The organism is Cupriavidus alkaliphilus, from assembly GCF_900094595.1.
GTDB lineage: Bacteria > Pseudomonadota > Gammaproteobacteria > Burkholderiales > Burkholderiaceae > Cupriavidus > Cupriavidus alkaliphilus.
The window spans coordinates 53,945-70,799 of sequence record NZ_FMAD01000004.1 but is presented as its reverse complement, the minus strand read 5'-3'; the positions used below and the strand labels follow the sequence as shown (position 1 = coordinate 70,799).

The window sequence follows — 16,855 nt, the reverse complement described above, 5'->3', positions numbered from 1 at the left end:
GCGGGGCCTCAGCGGCCCGACTGCTCCTGGATCCACAGCGACAGCCGCACCTTGTACGCCTGCTGGATATGCCGGCGCGCGATCTGCTCGGCCAGCGTCGGATCGCGCTGTTCCAGCGCTTCCACCAGCGAGATATGCTCTTCGTACGAGCTGCGCGCGCGCCCCGGCACCGCCAGCGTGGTGCGGCCCAGCAGCGCCATGGATTCATGCAGCGAGCGCAGCGTCTTCAGCAGGTAGCGGTTGTGGGCGCAACGGTGCAGGGTTTCATGGAACAGCCGGTTGTTCAGCGCGAGCCGGTCGGGATCGTCAGCGATGGCAAGGTCTCGCTCGACGATATCGCGCAGCAGAGAGATCTCGACGTCGGTGGCGTGGCGCGCGGCCAGCGCGGCGGCGGTGCCTTCCAGCACTTCGCGCATGACGTACAGCTCGCTGACCATGCTGGCGTCGAGCTGCGTCACCATCATGCCGCGATTGGGCTCGTTGACGACCAGGCCCTCGGATTCCAGCCTGGACAGCGCTTCACGCACCGGCGTGCGCGACAATCCCAGCGATTCGGCCAGTTCCACCTCGCGCAGCCGGGTGCCGGGGGAAAGCTGGCCGGCCTGGATGGCGGCACGCAGCTGCTGGTAGGCACGCTCCGAGCGCGGGAGCGATGCAGCCTGGCCGCTCTCGGCGGCGCCGGCGAACTCTTGAGAAATCATGTGAGGCTGGCGGATGCAGTGGAACAGTCGTAGCCAGCCATCATACCCGCTCGCGCCCGCCTGACATCACGGTGTCGCAATAAGGTGTAAAGGGGCTGGCGCGGCGCCAGCCCCGCGCGCAGGGCGTCAGCCCGCCGGCGACTGGAACGGGTGGTACTGGTACAGCCAGGTTTCGGAGAGCGGCTTGCCGTTCAGGCGCAGGAACAGCCGCAGGTCGACCGGCTGGGTGCCTTCGGTGGTCAGGTCGAACTGGGCGCGCCAGTGCCCGGCCACGCCGTTGGGCACGGCTTCGGTGAAGACATAGGAAAAGCTGCCGCGCGATGCGGTCAGCACCGCTTCGGGCTTGACGCCGAAGGGCAGCTTCTCCAGCGGTGCGCCCTTGAACTCGACCATGAACTTGCGCACGCCCTTGGGCCGCGGCTGGCCCGGCTGGCCGCCGTTGCCGAGGCGCGTGGCCACGCAGCGCGCCAGCGGGGTCGGGTAGGGCTCGTCGGCCGCCCAGTGCAGCCGGTAGCGCAGGCGGTAGGTGCTGCCGGCCTTGGCCGGCGCCTTCGGCACCCACATGGCGACGATGTTGTCGTGGATCTCGTCGTCGGTGCGCAGCTCCACCAGCTGGACCGAGCCGGCGCCCCAGCCATCGCGCGGTTCCACCCACAGGCTCGGACGGCGCTCGTAGTTGACGCCATCCTGGTAATGGTCGAACAGGCGGTCGCGCTGCAGCAGCCCGAAGCCCTTCGGGTTGTCGTCCGAGAAGGCCGAGGCCGTGGTCTGCGGCGGGTTGTTCAGCGGGCGCCAGATATGCTCGCCCGCGCCGTTCCACAGCGCCAGGCCGTCGGAGTCGTGCACTTCGGGGCGCCAGTCGACAGCGGTGCCCTTGATGCTTTCCGAGAACCAGTACATCGAGGTCAGCGGCGCCAGCCCCAGCCGGGCCACGTCCTTGCGCAGGAACAGCACGCATTCGACGTCCATGATCACGGCCTTGGCCCGCTGCATGACGAAGCGGTAGGCGCCGGAAATGCTGGGTCCGTCCAGCAGCGCGTAGACCGTGACGGTGTCGCTGTTGCCCTCGGGGGTTTCGAACCAGAAGTGGGTGAAGGCGGGGAATTCTTCCTGCTTGCCGGCTTCGGCCACGTCGATGGCGATGCCGCGCGCGGACAGGCCGTACTGGTAGAGCTCGCCGATGGCGCGGAAATACGAGGCGCCCAGGAACGCCACCCAGTCATTCTTGCGCCAGTCTCGGGTTTTCTGGTCGCCCAGGCGGCTTTCCTGGAAGCGGAAGCCGGCAAAGCCGCTGCCCGGCGGCAACTTGTGCGCGGGGCTGTCGGCCGGCATGTCGAAGTAGGCATCGTCATAGACGATCTCGCGGGCCTTGCCGGTACCGCCTTTGGCGCGCTCGATCACATGCATGCGCACCGGGCTGCGGAAGTAGGTGCCGAGGTGGAAGAACGTGACCGGGAACTGGCCCGGGCCGCTGGCAAAGAGCGCGTCCTCGGTGCGGAAGCGGATCTTGCCGTGGGCGTCGTAGTCGATGCGTGACAGCACATCCGCCGGCGGCGCGGGCGGCGGCGCGTACGGCTTGCCGGCCAGGGCGCGGGCGCGCTCGATCAAAGCGTCGAAGCCGAACGGCTGGGCTTCGCCTAGCTTGATCCGGCTGGCTGCCAGCACCGATGGGGTAATGCCGAGGGCGGCAAGCGCGGCAGAGGCGGTGGCGGAAACCAGCAGGGTTCGGCGATTCATCATGTGGTGAAAGCGTCCTTTTATTGTCCGGGATTGTGCAGAACTGTAAAAGACGCCGGCGCCGCGGAAAAGTTCGGACACCCTCTGTTACAGCGGGTGGCGCCAGCGCCTCACCGTGCTTCGCTTGGCTCGCGCGCGGCGCGGCGCAGCCGGCGCCGTTGCCGTGCCAGCATGTTCAGCCCCTCGACCGAGGCCGAGAACGCCATCGCCGTATAGATGTAGCCCTTGGGCACGTGCGTACCCAGGCCTTCGGCGATCAGCGTCATGCCGATCATCATCAGGAAGGCCAGCGCCAGCATCACGATGGTCGGGTTGCGGTTGATGAAGTTGGCCAGCGGCGTCGCAGCGAACAGCATCGCCATCACCGCCGCGATCACCGCCACGAACATGATCTGGACGTGCTCCGTCATGCCGACCGCGGTAATGATGCTGTCGATCGAAAACACCAGGTCCAGCACCAGGATCTGGCCGATGGCGGCGGCAAAGCTGTGCACCGCCTTGGTGGTGCCGCCGTCCTCGCCTTCTTCGGCGGCAGTGACGTGGTGATGGATTTCGCGCGTGGCTTTCCACACCAGGAAGCCGCCGCCCGCGATCAGGATCAGGTCGCGCCACGACAGGCCGTGGCCCAGCACGGTAAAGAGCGGCTGGGTCAGCGTGACGATGAAGGCGATGGTTGCCAGCAGGCCCAGACGCATCAACAGCGCCAGGCTGATGCCGATCTTGCGGGCTTTTTCCCGCATCTCCAGGGGCAGCTTGTTGGTCAGGATCGAGATGAAGATCAGGTTGTCGATCCCCAGCACGATTTCCATGGCCACCAGCGTGGCCAGTGCCGCCCAGGCGGCGGGATCCTGCAGCAATGCCAACGACGCTTCCATGAGAGCTCCGGAGTGATGGGAGGGCGCATGCAGGCTTCATGTTAGCGCAGCGTCGCTTGGCCGCGCAGCCTGTCACATAAAGATAAAGGCGGGTCGACGGGATTACGGTGCAGGTTGCCATGTGCCGGCATGGAATATAGTATGTGATATATCAAAAGATCCAATCGAGCCATCAAGGAGGCAGCATATGAAAGTCTGTATCTACGGCGCCGGTGCCATCGGCGGCTATGTCGGGGCGCAGCTGGCGCGCGCGGGGGCCGAGGTCAGCTTCGTCGCGCGCGGACCCCACCTCGCGGCGATGCGGGAGCATGGCGTCAAGCTGCTGATTGATGGCGAGGAGCGTGTGGAGAAGGTGCGCTGCACCAGCGATCCGCGTGAACTCGGGCCGCAGGACTACGTGTTCATCACCCTCAAGGCGCATTCGGTGCCCGGCGTGGTGGACCAGATGCAGCCGCTGCTGGGGCCGGATACCGCGATCGTGACCGGTGTCAATGGCATTCCTTACTGGTACTTCTACAAGCATGGCGGCGAGCTGGCCGGCCGCACGCTGGAAAGCGTCGATCCCGGCGGGCGCCAGTGGCAGCGCCTGGGGCCGGAGCGGGCCATCGGCTGCGTGGTCTATCCCGCCGCCGAAATCGTCGCGCCGGGCGTGATCAAGCATGTCTATGGCAAGAAGTTCCCGCTGGGGGAGCCGGACGGCAGCCGCTCGGCGCGCGTGACCCGGCTCAGCGAAATCATGATGGCCGCCGACCTCGACGCGCCCGTGCGCGAGAACATCCGCGACGAGATCTGGCTCAAGCTGTGGGGCAACCTGTGCTTCAACCCGATCAGCGCGCTGACCCACGCCACCCTCGACGTGATCACCGCCGACCCCGCCACGCGCGCGCTGTCGCGCCAGATGATGGTGGAGGCGCAGGGCATCGCCGAGCGCTTCGGGGTGAAATTCCGCGTCGACGTGGAGCGGCGCATCGACGGCGCCGGCGCCGTGGGCGCGCACAAGACCTCGATGCTGCAGGACCTGGAGGCGGGGCGGGCCATGGAAATCGATCCGCTGCTGACGGTGGTGCAGGAAATGGGGCGGCTGGTGGGCGAGCCGACGCCGATGTGCGATGCCGTGCTCGGGCTGATCAAGCAACGCGACGCGATGGCCAAGCTTGCCGCCTGAGGAGCCGGGGGGACGCCATCGGTCAGGCGTCCTCGGAAGGGCGGGCCGGGCACGCGGGGTGACGCTTTCCCGGCTCGCGAAGTCGTAAGGCAGGGCGATTGTGATATACCATATACGACAGGCCGCGCACCGCTTTTGTGCCGATGCATGTGGAGCGCGCATCGTTTGATGCGTTTTCATAATGGGTCGGGCGTTTTTGCTAAGCTGTGCAGCAATGCGGCGGGCAGCCATTCCGGCCGTCCGGCCGCCGGTCTCACACGAGCACATTCATGTCTGCGCAAAGCCAATCCATCGTCCAGCCCAACGGGCTGTCCCTGTCGGTACAACCGATCAACGCCGGCGCCAGCCTGCGCGACCAGGCCTACGCCATGCTGCGCCAGGCCATCGCCGACGCCGACATCTATCAGTCGCGCGACGAGATCCGGCTGGATGAGCGGGTGCTGAGCGAGGCCATGGGCGTCAGCCGCACGCCGATCCGCGAGGCCATGACGCTGCTGGAGCAGGAAGGCTTCCTGCGCACCGTGCCGCGGCGCGGCATCTACATCATGCGCAAGACCAAGCGCGAGATCGTCGAGATGATCCAGATGTGGGCCGCGCTCGAAAGCATGGCGGCCCGGCTGGCCACCGAGAATGCCACCGACGCCGAGATCGCGCAGTTGCGCAGCATGTTCGACAGCTTCCGCGACTCCACCCCGGCCGAGCATATCGAAGAGTATTCCGACGCCAATATCGCGTTCCACCAGGCGATCGTGCAGTTGTCCAAGTCGCAGATCATCATGGACACGATCCGCAACATCTTTATCCACGTGCGCGCGATCCGGAAGATGACGATCTCGCAGAGCGACCGCGCGGCGCGCTCGATCGTCGACCACCTGCGCATCATCGAGGCGCTGGAGAGGCGGGACACCGAACTGGCAGAGCGGCTGGTGCGGCAGCACTCGCTGGACCTCGCGGACTACGTGGAAAAGCACTGCGATTTCCTGGACTGAAGCAGCCAGGAACGAGGTTAAGCAAAGCGGCGGACTTCGGTCCGCCGCTTTGCTTTGGGGCCTGGCCGCGCATGCGAAGGGCATTTCGCTAAATGGTGTGTGATATATCAATGTGAAAAGCGCTTGGGCCTTTATGTCGCCTTAGCACTGAAAGCTTCCGTTCTTATGCCTTCCTTCACTGGATAGGCGCCGGGTGCTGCGTCGCATCGTCGATATTTGCCCCGGAAGCGCCAAACTCCTCTTGCTCTCTTCTGATATATCACATACCGTATGTCATCAGAGACTACAAATAGCGGAAAGAGGAGACCCTTCGCAATGGAAACCAAAGCCCTGCAAGGTGTGCGCATCCTGGACATGACCCACGTCCAGGCGGGCCCGTCGGCGACGCAGTTGATGGCGTGGCTGGGCGCGGACGTGATCAAGGTGGAGATGCCGGGACGCGGCGACATCACGCGCAGCCAGCTGCGCGACGTGCCGAACGCCGACAGCCTCTACTTCACCATGCTCAACTCGAACAAGCGCAGCCTGACGCTGAACATGAAGACGCCCGAAGGCAAGGCGCTGCTCGAAGACCTGATCCAGCGCAGCGACGTGCTGATCGAGAACTTCGGGCCCGGCGTGCTGGCGCGCGCGGGTTTCGACTGGGACCACATGCAGGACCTGAACCCGCGCCTGGTCTATGCCTCGATCAAGGGCTTCGGCCCGGGCCCGTACGCGGACTGCAAGGCCTATGAGAACGTGGCGCAGTGCATGGGCGGCTCGGCCTCCACTACCGGCGAGGCCGACGGCGTGCCCACCGTGACCGGTGCGCAGATCGGCGATTCCGGCACCGGCGTGCATGCCGTGGTCGGCATCCTGGCCGCGCTGCTGCACCGGGAGCACACCGGCCGCGGCCAGCGCGTGGAAGTGGCGATGCAGGACGCGGTGCTGAACCTGTGCCGGGTCAAGCTGCGCGACCAGCAGCGGCTGGCCAACGGTCCGCTGCGTGAATATCCCAACGAGGAATTCGGCGACCACGTGCCGCGCGCGGGCAATGCCTCGGGCGGCGGGCAGCCGGGCGCGGCGCTGCGTTGCGCGCCGGGCGGCCCCAACGACTATGTCTACGTCATCATCCAGCCGCAGGGCTGGGAGCCGCTGATGCGCCTGTGCGGGCGCGAGGACCTGATCACCAACCCGGACTACGCCACGCCGGAAGCGCGCCTCAAGCACCTGGCCGACTGCTTCGCCGTCATCGAGAAATGGACGCGCGGCATCAGCAAGTTCGAGGTGATGGCGGCGCTGAACGAGGTCGATGTGCCGTGTGGCCCGATCCTGTCGATGAAGGACCTGATCGAGGACGAGTCGCTGTACCAGCGCGGCTACCTGGTCGAGCTGGAGCATCCGCAGCGCGGCAACTACGTGCAGCTGGGCTGCCCGATCACGCTGTCGGCCTCGCCGGTGCAGGTGGAACGCTCGCCGCTGCTGGGCGAGCATACCGAGGAGATCCTCGAGTGGCTGGGCCGCACGCCCGCGCAGATCGCCGCGATGAAGCTGGCCGGCGCGGTATGAGGCTGGCCTGATGCGATGGCCGCCGTCATTCCCGCCAGCGCGGGAATGACGAGCGCGCCGCGCCGTCCTGCTTTTCCTCCCTTTCCAAGATCCCTGCAACCGACATCGGCGCAGGCGGGGCCTTCCTTTGCCTGCGCAAGGAGCATGCTGTGCAAACCTGGATACGTTTTCGCCGCGCCGACGGCAGCATCGGCCATGGCCGTATCGATCCGGCCGCCCCCAACCGCGTCGTCGAATATGACCGCGACGGCTTCGACAATCCCAGCCCCACCGGCGCCGTGCACGACCGGGGCGCGCTGACCCTGCTCGCGCCGTGCACGCCGGGCAAGGTGGTGGCGCTGTGGAACAATTTCCACGCGCTGGCGCGCAAGCTGGAAAAGCCGGTGCCGACGCACCCGCTGTTCCTGATCAAGCCGGCGTCGTCGCTGGCCGGTCCAAACGACGCCGTGCAGCGCCCCAAGAGCTACGACGGCAAGATCGTCTACGAGGGCGAGCTGGGCATCGTCATCGGCAAGAAGGCGCGCAACGTGACGGTGGCGGAGGCCGGTGCCCATATCTTCGGCTACACCATCGTCAACGACGTGACCGCGGCCGAGCTGATCACGGCCGATCCTAATTTCCCGCAGTGGACCCGCGCCAAGGGCTTCGACACCTTCGGCTGCATCGGCCCGGCCATCGTCACCGGCTTCCCCTGGAAAACCGCCAGCGTGGTCACGCGGCTGGACGGCGTGGAGCGGCAAAACTACCCCCTGTCGGACATGATCTTCTCGCCCGAGGAACAGGTCAGCCGGATTTCGCAGGACCTGACGCTGATGCCGGGCGACGTGATCGCGGTGGGTACCTCGCTGGGGGTGGGTTCGATGAAGGACGGCGCCGTGGTCGAGGTGTCGATCGCCGGCATCGGCTCGCTGGTCAACCACGTGCGCGGCTGAGCCGGCGCCAGATCCCTTTCCTGAAACGGTGAATGCCATGCCAATGACGATCGGTGTGCCGCGCGAGGTCCACCCGGGCGAGCGGCGCGTTGCCGCGACCCCGGACTCGGTCAAGGAACTGCTCAAGCTCGGTTACCAGGTAGTGGTGGAGACCGGTGCCGGGCTGGAAGCGTCGTTCTCGGACGACGACTACCGCGCCGCCGGCGCGGCCATTGTCGACGCGGCCAGCCTGTGGGCCTCGGTCGATGTGGTGGTCAAGGTGCGCCCGCCGCAGGTCCATCCCAGCCTGGGGGTGGAAGAGGCGGCGCTGCTGAAGAAGCATGCCACGCTGATCGGCTTTGTCTGGCCGGCGCAGCAGATGGCTATGCTGGAGCGGCTGGCGCAGCGCGGCGCCACGGTGCTGGCGATGGACTGCGTGCCGCGCATCTCGCGCGCGCAGAAGCTGGATGCGCTCAGCTCGATGGCCAATATGGCCGGCTATCGCGCGGTCATCGAAGCCGCGCACGCCTTCGGCCGGCCCTTCGCCGGGCAGATCACCGCCGCGGGCAAGATCCCGCCGGCGCGCGTGCTGGTGATCGGCGCGGGCGTGGCGGGGCTGGCGGCGATCGGCGCGGCGCGCAGCCTGGGCGCGGTGGTGCGCGCCTTCGATACGCGGCCGGTGGTGCGCCAGCAGATCGAGAGCCTGGGCGCGGAATTCCTCACCGTCGAGATCGAAGAGGACGGCAGCGGCAGCGGCGGCTACGCCAAGGAGATGAGCCCGGCCTTTATCGAGGCTGAGATGCGGCTCTTTGCCGAGCAGGCGCGCCAGGTCGACATCATCATCACCACCGCGCTGATCCCCGGCAAGCCGGCGCCCAAGCTGCTGGAGGCCGGCACCGTCGGGCTGATGCGCGCCGGCAGCGTGGTGGTGGACCTGGCCGCCGAGCAGGGCGGCAACTGCGTGCTGACCGTGCCGGGCGAAAGCGTGCGCCGCGACGGCGTCACCATCATCGGCTACACCGACCTGCCCAGCCGCATGGCGGCGCAGGCGAGCCAGCTCTATGGCACCAATATCCGCCACCTGTTGAGCGAGCTGACGCCGGGCAAGGACGGCCAGCTGGTGGTGAACATGGACGACGAGATGATCCGCGGCGCGACCGTGCTGCACCAGGGCGCGGTGACCTGGCCGCCACCGCCGCTGACCGTGGCGGTACCGCAGCAGCAGGCGCCGGCCGAGGTGCCGGTGCCGGCCGAAGCCGCGCCGCCGCGCCGCCGCACCGGCACGACGCTGATTGCACTGGCGCTGGCGGCCGCTGCGCTGCTGGGACTGGGGGCGGTCGCGCCACCCGCTTTCATGGCGCATTTCACGGTGTTCGTGCTGGCGATCTTCGTCGGCTACCAGGTGGTGTGGAACGTCACCGCGGCGCTGCACACGCCGCTGATGAGCGTGACCAATGCCATCAGCGGGATCATCGTGGTGGGGGCGCTGGTGCAGCTGGGCAAGCCGTCGCTGCTGACGGCGGTGATCGCGGGCTGCGCGGTGCTGGTGGCCACCATCAATATCGCCGGGGGCTTCCTGGTGACGCAGCGCATGCTGAAGATGTTCCAGCGCGACTAAGGCCAGGGAGAGAACCATGCCATCCGGAATCAGCAATATCGCTTACCTCGCCGCCAGCGCGCTGTTCATCCTCAGCCTGAGCGGACTGAGCCATCCCGCCACCGCCCGGCGCGGCAACATGCTCGGCATCGCCGGCATGGTGATCGCGGTCATGACCACGGTGCTGGCGGGCAGCCCCGACGGCATCGCCATCATCATCGGGGCGATGGTGGTGGGGGGCATTGCCGGGGCCATGCTGGCGCGGCGCGTCGAGATGACGCAGATGCCGCAGCTGGTGGCGGTGCTGCACAGCTTCGTCGGCCTGGCCGCGGTGCTGGTCGGCTACGCCAGCTACCTGGAGCCGACCACGCTCAGCGGCGCCGAGAAGGCGATCCATGAGGTCGAGACCTACCTCGGCATCCTGATCGGCGCGGTCACCTTCACCGGGTCGATCATCGCCTTCCTCAAGCTGCAGGGCACCATGGGCGGCAAGCCGATGCTGCTGCCGGGGCGCCACGTGCTCAACGCCGGCGCGCTGCTGTTGTGCGTGTGGCTGGGCTATGCCTTCCTGGCCGCGCCGGATCCGCAGCAGGGGCTGGTGCCGCTGGCGGCGATGACGGTGATCGCGCTGCTGGTCGGCGCCCACCTGGTGCTGGCCATCGGCGGCGCCGACATGCCGGTGGTGGTGTCGATGCTGAACAGCTATTCGGGCTGGGCGGCGGCGGCGACCGGCTTCATGCTGGGCAACGACCTGCTGATCATCACCGGCGCGCTGGTGGGCTCGAGCGGTGCCATCCTCAGCTACATCATGTGCAAGGCGATGAACCGCAAGTTCCTGTCGGTGATCCTGGGCGGCTTCGGCGCGGTGCAGGCGCAGGGCGCGGCGACCGAGCAGGGCGAGGTGCTGCCGGTGTCGAGCGAGGAAGTCAGCAGCCTGCTCAAGGACGCCAACGAAGTCATCATCGTGCCGGGCTACGGCATGGCGGTGGCGCAGGCGCAGGGCACCGTCAGCGAGATTGCGCGGCGCTTGCGGGCGCAGGGCGTCAACGTGCGCTTCGGCATCCACCCGGTGGCCGGCCGCCTGCCGGGGCACATGAACGTGCTGCTGGCCGAGGCGCGGGTGCCGTACGACATCGTGCTGGAAATGGAAGAGATCAACGACGACTTCGAGAAGGCCGACGTGGTGCTGGTGGTCGGCGCCAACGACATCGTCAACCCGGGTGCGCTGGAAGACCCCGCCAGCCCGATTGCCGGCATGCCGGTGCTGGAGGTGTGGAAGGCCAAGACCGTGGTGGTGTCAAAGCGCAGCATGGCGGCGGGTTACGCGGGCGTCGACAACCCGCTGTTCTACAAGGACAACACGCGCATGTGGTTTGGCGACGCCAAGGGCAGCGTCGATGCGTTGCTGCGGCAGCTGGAAGAGGTAGCTGCCTGACCGTATCGAAGCTGCGCGGTCGGTCGCTCGAACGTTGTATGTGATATATCTGCGATCCGAAATTGCCTTTTAAGGCGATTTCGGATCGACCGCCTGCATTGGTGCGAAATGCGAATAAATGGCGTGGATTGAGGAATTGCGCTGATTTACGCGCAGATCCAGCCAGGTTTGCTGCAGTGCACTGACGAAAGTTGGTCACAGAGATGGAAAATAGCTTGCCGTTCTCTGATATATCACATACCGTATGTCATCAAGACCGGTCGAAACGGAACCGGCACCGACCGCAGCAGGGCACAGCGCCCGCGCACCACGAACACAAGTCGAAAAGGAGACCAAGCATGTCGGAAGTCGTAGCGAAGCGGGCCCCAGGCACTCCCGCGGCAGCCTGAGTCACAAAAATTCCCACCCCAGTCAAATTTGCATAGAAGGAAGCAACCATGGCAGAAGTCGGAAACGAGCTGCAGCGTCACGCCGCGGAAGAGCAGCAGGCACAAACCGATGGTTTCCATCTGGTCATCGACGCGCTGAAGCTGAACGGCATCGAAAACATCTACGGCCTGCCCGGCATCCCGGTCACCGATCTGGCCCGTCTGGCGCAGGCCAACGGCATGCGCGTCATCAGCTTCCGCCACGAGCAGAACGCCGGCAACGCCGCGGCCATTGCGGGCTTCCTGACGCAGAAGCCGGGCGTTTGCCTGACTGTTTCCGCGCCGGGGTTCCTGAACGGGCTGACGGCGCTGGCGCACGCCACCACCAACTGCTTCCCGATGATCCTGATCAGCGGCTCGAGCGAGCGCGAGATCGTCGACCTGCAGCAGGGTGACTACGAAGAGATGGACCAGCTGGCCATCGCCCGTCCGCACGCCAAGGCTGCGTTCCGCGTGCTGCACGCCGAAGACATCGGTGTCGGTGTCGCCCGTGCCATCCGCGCCGCCGTGTCGGGCCGTCCGGGCGGTGTGTACCTGGACCTGCCGGCCAAGCTGCTGGGCCAGTCGCTGGAAGCCGAAAAGGGCAAGCAGTCGCTGATCAAGGTGGTGGACCCGGCGCCGCGCCAGCTGCCCGCACCGGACTCGGTCGACCGCGCCGTCGCGCTGCTGAAGACCGCCAAGCGCCCGCTGATCCTGATCGGCAAGGGCGCCGCGTACGCACGCGCCGAGACGGACCTGCGCAAGCTGGTCGAGAAGACGGGCATCCCGTACCTGCCGATGTCGATGGCCAAGGGCCTGCTGCCCGATACCCATCCGCAGTCGGCGTCGGCGGCGCGCTCCTATGTGCTGGCGGAAGCCGACGTGGTGCTGCTGGTCGGCGCCCGCCTGAACTGGCTGCTGTCGCACGGCAAGGGCAAGACCTGGGGCAAGCCCAAGCAGTTCATCCAGGTCGACATCGCGCCGACCGAGATGGACAGCAACGTCGCCATCGCCGCGCCGGTTGTGGGCGACATCGGCTCGTGCGTAACGGCGCTGCTCGACAAGATCGGCAATGACTTCGCCAAGCCGGGCGCCGACTGGCTGAACGCGGTGGCGGACCGCAGGGACACCAACCTGGCGAAGATGGCCGAGACCCTGGCCAGGGCCAAGGATGCCGCGCCGATGAACTTCCATGGTGCGCTGGGCGTGCTCAAGGACGTGGTCAAGGCCAACCCGGGCATCTCGTTCGTCAACGAGGGCGCCAACACGCTGGACTACGCCCGCGCCGTGATCGACATGTACGAGCCGCGCAAGCGCCTGGACGTTGGCACCTGGGGCGTGATGGGCGTGGGCATGGGCTACGCGGTGGCAGCGGCGGTCGAGACCGGCAAGCCGGTGCTGGCGCTGTGCGGCGACAGCGCATTCGGTTTCTCGGGCATGGAAGTCGAGACCATCTGCCGCTACAACCTGCCGGTCTGCATCGTCATCTTCAACAACAACGGCGTCTACAAGGGCATCGACAAGAACCCCACCGGCGGCACCGACCCGGCGGTCACGACCTTCGTCCCGGGCGCCCGCTACGACAAGATGATGGAAGCGTTCGGAGGCGTCGGCGCCAATGTCACCACGCCGGCGGAACTCGAAGCCGCCGTGAACGAAGCGCTGCGCTCGGGCAGGCCGACGCTGGTCAACGCCGTCATCGACCCGGCTGCCGGCACCGAAAGCGGCCGCCTGACCAACCTCAATCCGCAAAGCTCGGCCAAGAAGTAATTCACCCGATTTCACCCCCTAATCCAATAGGAGACGAACGTGAACCTCCCACTCAACGGCATCAAGATCATCGACTTCACGCACGTCCAGGCGGGTCCCGCCTGCACCCAGCTGCTGGCATGGTTCGGCGCCGACGTGATCAAGGTCGAGCGCCCGGGTTCCGGCGACGTGACGCGCACCCAGCTGCGCGACATCCCGGATGTCGACGCGCTGTACTTCACCATGCTCAACTCCAACAAGCGCAGCCTGACGCTTGACACCAAGAAGCCGGAAGGCAAGAAGATCCTGGAGCAGCTGATCCGCGAGTCGGACGTGCTGGTCGAGAACTTCGGGCCGGGCGCGCTGGACCGCATGGGCTTCTCGTGGGAACGCATCAACGAGCTGAACCCCAAGATGATCGTGGCTTCGGTCAAGGGCTTCAGCGACGGCCACCACTATGAAGACCTGAAGGTGTATGAGAACGTGGCCCAGTGCGCGGGGGGCGCGGCCTCGACCACCGGCTTCTGGGACGGCCCGCCCACGGTCTCCGCCGCGGCGCTGGGCGATTCCAACACCGGCATGCACCTGGCGATCGGCATCCTGACCGCGCTGATCGGCCGCGACAAGACCGGCAAGGGCCAGAAGGTGGCGGTGTCGATGCAGGATGCGGTGCTGAACCTGTGCCGCGTCAAGCTGCGCGACCAGCAGCGCCTGGACCGCCTGGGCTACCTGGAAGAGTACCCGCAGTATCCGCATGGCACCTTCAGCGACGTGGTGCCGCGCGGCGGCAACGCCGGCGGCGGCGGCCAGCCGGGCTGGGTGCTGAAGTGCAAGGGCTGGGAGACCGATCCCAACGCTTATATCTACTTCACCATCCAGGGCCATGCCTGGGAGCCGATCTGCAAGGCGCTGGGCAAGCCGGAATGGATCGACGATCCCAACTACGCCACCGCCAAGGCACGCCAGCCGCATATTTTCGATATCTTCAACACCATCGAGGCATGGCTGGCCGACAAGACCAAGTACGAGGCGGTCGACATCCTGCGCAAGTTCGACATCCCGTGCTCGCCGGTGCTGTCGATGAAGGAGATTGCCGCCGATCCGTCGCTGCGTGCCAGCGGCAGCATCACCGAGGTGCCGCACAAGGAGCGCGGCAGCTACCTGACGGTGGGCAGCCCGATCAAGTTCTCCGACCTGAAGCCGGAGATCACCGGCTCGCCGCTGCTGGGCGAGCATAGCGAAGAAGTGCTGGCCGGCCTGGGCTACGGTGCGGAAGACATCAAGCGCCTGCGCGAGTCCCAGGTGATCTGACGCCGACCGCCGGCATCGTGCCGGCGCCGACGCCGGGGCCGCGCGTACAGCGGGCTCCGGCGTTTTTGCTTGTGACGCCGCGATGTGGCACGCTACCTTGATGGCACCGGCGCGCCCCCGGCCGCTGCCGTTTGCAGATGACGAGAGAGGGAATCCCCATGACAGAGCAGATCGACTACGCGCAACTGGTGTCCGCCATCGGCGACGCCATCATCATCTCCGACGCCAAGGGCGCCATCACGCTGTGGAATCCGGCCGCCGAGCGCATGTTCGGCTTCACCCAGGCCGAAGCCATGGGCCAGTCGCTGGACCTGATCATCCCCGAGCGGCTGCGCGGGCGGCACTGGGAGGGCTACGACAAGACCATGGCGACCGGCATCACGCGCTACGGCCATGACTTGCTCAAGGTGCCGGCGGTCGACAAGGACGGCAAGACGATGTCGATCGCCTTCACCGTGGCGCTGCTCAAGGACGCCGCCGGCGCCGTCACCGGCATCGTCGCCGTGATCCGCGACGAGACCGTGCGCTTCCAGGAAGAGCGGGCGCTGAAGAAGCGGCTGGTGGAACTGGAGAGCCAGGTCAAGGAACAGGCCTGAGTGCGCGCTTGCATGACTCCGGCACCGGTGTACTTCACCTCGTCTTAACCCGGCCTTTGCGGTACCAAAAGCGTTGACGTGGTGCCGGACGGCCGCCAACATTGGGAGCCTGACCAGAACAAGACAGGGAGACAACATGGCCCGTCAGGCTTCGGCGGCTTCGGTCGTCCACGGCGGCGCGACCGTCGGCCAGCTCTATACCGCGGCGCTGCGTGCACGGCCTGGCGTACCCGCCGTCGTCGGCGACGACGTCACGCTGAGCTACGAGGCGTTGGCCCGGCAAAGCGCGCGCATCGCGCGGCTGTTCGCTGCCCGCGGCCTCGCGCGCCAGCACGCCGTGGCCTTCCTGGTGGGCAATCGCGCCGAGGCGGTCGCGGCCATCATCGCCGCACAACTGGCCGGGCTGAAGGCCGTGTCCCTGCACCCGATGGCGGCGCAGGCCGACCATGCTTTCGTGCTGGAAGACGCGGGCGTGCAGGCGCTGGTGGTCGACAACGCCCGCTTCACCGAGCGGGCGCGCGCGCTCGCCGCCAGCACCCGGCTGCAGGTGCTGCCGCTCGACGATGGCGAGTTCGGCCCCGGCCTGGCCCGCGCCGCGGCGGACTTCGACGACGCGCCCGTGGTCCCCGGCGATGACCCGACCGAGATCAGCAAGCTGTCGTACACCGGCGGCACCACCGGACGTTCGAAGGGCATCCTGCATACCCACCGGACCACGGTCACGATGCTGCAGTACATGCTGGCCACCTATGAGTGGCCGGCGCAGGTGCGTTACCTGGTGACCACGCCGATCTCGCATGCGTCCGGCAGCCTGTTCCTGCCCACGCTGCTGCGCGGCGGCACCATTTACCTGTGCGACAAGTTCAGCCCGGCGGACTTCCTGCGCCGCGTCGCCGAGCACCGCATCAACCTGACCTTCCTGGTACCCACGCAGATCTACGGGCTGCTGGATTGCGATGGCCTGGACACGGCCGACCTCTCCAGCCTGGAACTGGTGCTCTACGGCGCGGCGCCGATCGCGCCGGTGCGCCTGGCCGACGCGCTGCGCCGCATCGGCCCGGTGTTCGGGCAGATCTACGGTCAGGCCGAAGCGCCCATGTGCATCAGTTACCTGAGCCCGCGCGACCATGATCCGGACCACCCCGAGCGCCTGCGCTCGTGCGGCAAGGTGATCCCCGGCAACCAGGTCAGGCTGCTCGACGCGCAGATGCGGGGCGTCGCGCCGGGCGAGGTGGGCGAGCTGTGCGTGCGCGGCCCGCTGGTGATGGAGGGCTACCTGAACCGGCCGGAAGAAGATGCCAGGGTCTTTGCCGGCGACTGGCTTCATACCGGCGACATGGCGCGCTGCGACAGCGAAGGGTTCCTGTACCTGGTCGACCGCGCCAAGGACATGATCATCAGCGGCGGCTTCAACGTGTACCCGAGTGAAGTCGAGCATTGCCTGGCGCTGCATCCGGCCATCGCCATGTCCGCGGTGTTCGGCGTGCCCGATCCCAAGTGGGGCGAAGCCGTGACGGCCGTAGTGGTGGCCCGCCCCGGCACTGACCTGACCGAGGCCGACGTGATCGCCCACGTGACCCGGCACAAGGGCGTGGTCAACGCACCCAAGCAGGTGGTGTTCGCCGATGCGCTGCCGCTGACGGCGCTGGGCAAAATCGACCGCAAGGCCATCCGCGGCCGTTACTGGGGCGGCCAGGATCGGCAGGTGGCCTGAGCGCGGCCTGCCGACCGGCTCGGCGGCCGACGGGTTCGCAGGGCCGGGAGCGGAATGCTGCGACGATTCCCGCACGCGCTGCAGCACAACGCTGGGGGGGCGGTGGCGTGGAGCTTGCAC

General features: G+C 67.0%; 13 protein-coding genes. 10 read left to right on the top strand and 3 right to left on the bottom strand.

All coding sequences use genetic code 11. The features are described from left to right. Positions 1 to 8 precede the first annotated feature (8 nt). From GA0116996_RS09715 to GA0116996_RS09705, 3 genes are all read right to left on the bottom strand, one after another. A complete protein-coding gene (locus tag GA0116996_RS09715) occupies positions 9 to 701 on the bottom strand; it encodes a GntR family transcriptional regulator (protein WP_092309989.1) in 693 nt (230 codons plus the stop codon). A 126-nt stretch (positions 702 to 827) separates the two neighbouring features. Then, entirely contained in the window at positions 828 to 2,441 is a 1,614-nt protein-coding gene (locus GA0116996_RS09710) for an OpgD/OpgG family glucan biosynthesis protein (protein WP_092309986.1), read from the bottom strand. A 107-nt stretch (positions 2,442 to 2,548) separates the two neighbouring features. Then, positions 2,549 to 3,313: a TerC family protein gene (locus GA0116996_RS09705; RefSeq protein WP_092309983.1), complete on the bottom strand. Its 765-nt coding sequence runs from the start codon at positions 3,311 to 3,313 to the stop codon at positions 2,549 to 2,551. A gap of 187 nt (positions 3,314 to 3,500) precedes the next feature. On the opposite strand from GA0116996_RS09705, the gene GA0116996_RS09700 reads away from it, so the two are divergent. From GA0116996_RS09700 to GA0116996_RS09655, 10 genes are all read left to right on the top strand, one after another. Next, a complete protein-coding gene (locus tag GA0116996_RS09700; protein WP_092309980.1) occupies positions 3,501 to 4,478 on the top strand; it encodes a 2-dehydropantoate 2-reductase in 978 nt (325 codons plus the stop codon). Positions 4,479 to 4,747: 269 nt separating this feature from the next. After that, positions 4,748 to 5,467: a GntR family transcriptional regulator gene (locus GA0116996_RS09695; protein ID WP_012356329.1), complete on the top strand. Its 720-nt coding sequence runs from the start codon at positions 4,748 to 4,750 to the stop codon at positions 5,465 to 5,467. A gap of 315 nt (positions 5,468 to 5,782) precedes the next feature. Beyond that, positions 5,783 to 7,015, top strand: coding sequence for a formyl-CoA transferase (gene frc / locus GA0116996_RS09690; protein WP_062802884.1), 1,233 nt, complete (start codon positions 5,783 to 5,785; stop codon positions 7,013 to 7,015). Between the two features lie 149 nt (positions 7,016 to 7,164). After that, positions 7,165 to 7,947, top strand: a complete 783-nt coding sequence (locus tag GA0116996_RS09685) for a fumarylacetoacetate hydrolase family protein (RefSeq protein WP_092309977.1) — start codon at positions 7,165 to 7,167, stop codon at positions 7,945 to 7,947. Between the two features lie 37 nt (positions 7,948 to 7,984). Next, the gene (locus GA0116996_RS09680) at positions 7,985 to 9,544 is read left to right on the top strand and encodes a Re/Si-specific NAD(P)(+) transhydrogenase subunit alpha (RefSeq protein ID WP_092309974.1); all 1,560 of its coding nucleotides are present in this window, start codon (positions 7,985 to 7,987) and stop codon (positions 9,542 to 9,544) included. A 16-nt stretch (positions 9,545 to 9,560) separates the two neighbouring features. Further along, on the top strand, positions 9,561 to 10,958 hold the full coding sequence (gene pntB / locus GA0116996_RS09675) for a Re/Si-specific NAD(P)(+) transhydrogenase subunit beta (RefSeq protein ID WP_092309972.1): 1,398 nt from the start codon (positions 9,561 to 9,563) through the stop codon (positions 10,956 to 10,958). Between the two features lie 437 nt (positions 10,959 to 11,395). Continuing rightward, complete coding sequence (oxc, locus tag GA0116996_RS09670; RefSeq protein WP_092309969.1) at positions 11,396 to 13,135, top strand: oxalyl-CoA decarboxylase; 1,740 nt, start codon at positions 11,396 to 11,398, stop codon at positions 13,133 to 13,135. A gap of 39 nt (positions 13,136 to 13,174) precedes the next feature. After that, entirely contained in the window at positions 13,175 to 14,425 is a 1,251-nt protein-coding gene (gene frc, locus GA0116996_RS09665) for a formyl-CoA transferase (RefSeq protein ID WP_092309966.1), read from the top strand. Between the two features lie 158 nt (positions 14,426 to 14,583). Further along, a complete protein-coding gene (locus GA0116996_RS09660) occupies positions 14,584 to 15,021 on the top strand; it encodes a PAS domain-containing protein (RefSeq protein ID WP_092309963.1) in 438 nt (145 codons plus the stop codon). A 136-nt stretch (positions 15,022 to 15,157) separates the two neighbouring features. Next, positions 15,158 to 16,735, top strand: coding sequence for an AMP-binding protein (locus GA0116996_RS09655; protein WP_092309960.1), 1,578 nt, complete (start codon positions 15,158 to 15,160; stop codon positions 16,733 to 16,735). Positions 16,736 to 16,855 lie beyond the last annotated feature (120 nt).

Bases quoted from the DNA above. Each gene is read 5' to 3' on its own strand.
- GA0116996_RS09655 (WP_092309960.1), top strand. From the start codon at position 15,158: ATGGCCCGTCAGGCTTCGGCGGCTTCGGTCGTCCACGGCGGCGCGACC.
- GA0116996_RS09695 (WP_012356329.1), top strand. From the start codon at position 4,748: ATGTCTGCGCAAAGCCAATCCATCGTCCAGCCCAACGGGCTGTCCCTG.
- oxc (WP_092309969.1), top strand. From the start codon at position 11,396: ATGGCAGAAGTCGGAAACGAGCTGCAGCGTCACGCCGCGGAAGAGCAG.
- GA0116996_RS09710 (WP_092309986.1), bottom strand. From the start codon at position 2,441: ATGATGAATCGCCGAACCCTGCTGGTTTCCGCCACCGCCTCTGCCGCG.
- GA0116996_RS09700 (WP_092309980.1), top strand. From the start codon at position 3,501: ATGAAAGTCTGTATCTACGGCGCCGGTGCCATCGGCGGCTATGTCGGG.
- GA0116996_RS09680 (WP_092309974.1), top strand. From the start codon at position 7,985: ATGCCAATGACGATCGGTGTGCCGCGCGAGGTCCACCCGGGCGAGCGG.
- pntB (WP_092309972.1), top strand. From the start codon at position 9,561: ATGCCATCCGGAATCAGCAATATCGCTTACCTCGCCGCCAGCGCGCTG.
- GA0116996_RS09715 (WP_092309989.1), bottom strand. From the start codon at position 701: ATGATTTCTCAAGAGTTCGCCGGCGCCGCCGAGAGCGGCCAGGCTGCA.
- GA0116996_RS09660 (WP_092309963.1), top strand. From the start codon at position 14,584: ATGACAGAGCAGATCGACTACGCGCAACTGGTGTCCGCCATCGGCGAC.
- frc (WP_062802884.1), top strand. From the start codon at position 5,783: ATGGAAACCAAAGCCCTGCAAGGTGTGCGCATCCTGGACATGACCCAC.
- GA0116996_RS09705 (WP_092309983.1), bottom strand. From the start codon at position 3,313: ATGGAAGCGTCGTTGGCATTGCTGCAGGATCCCGCCGCCTGGGCGGCA.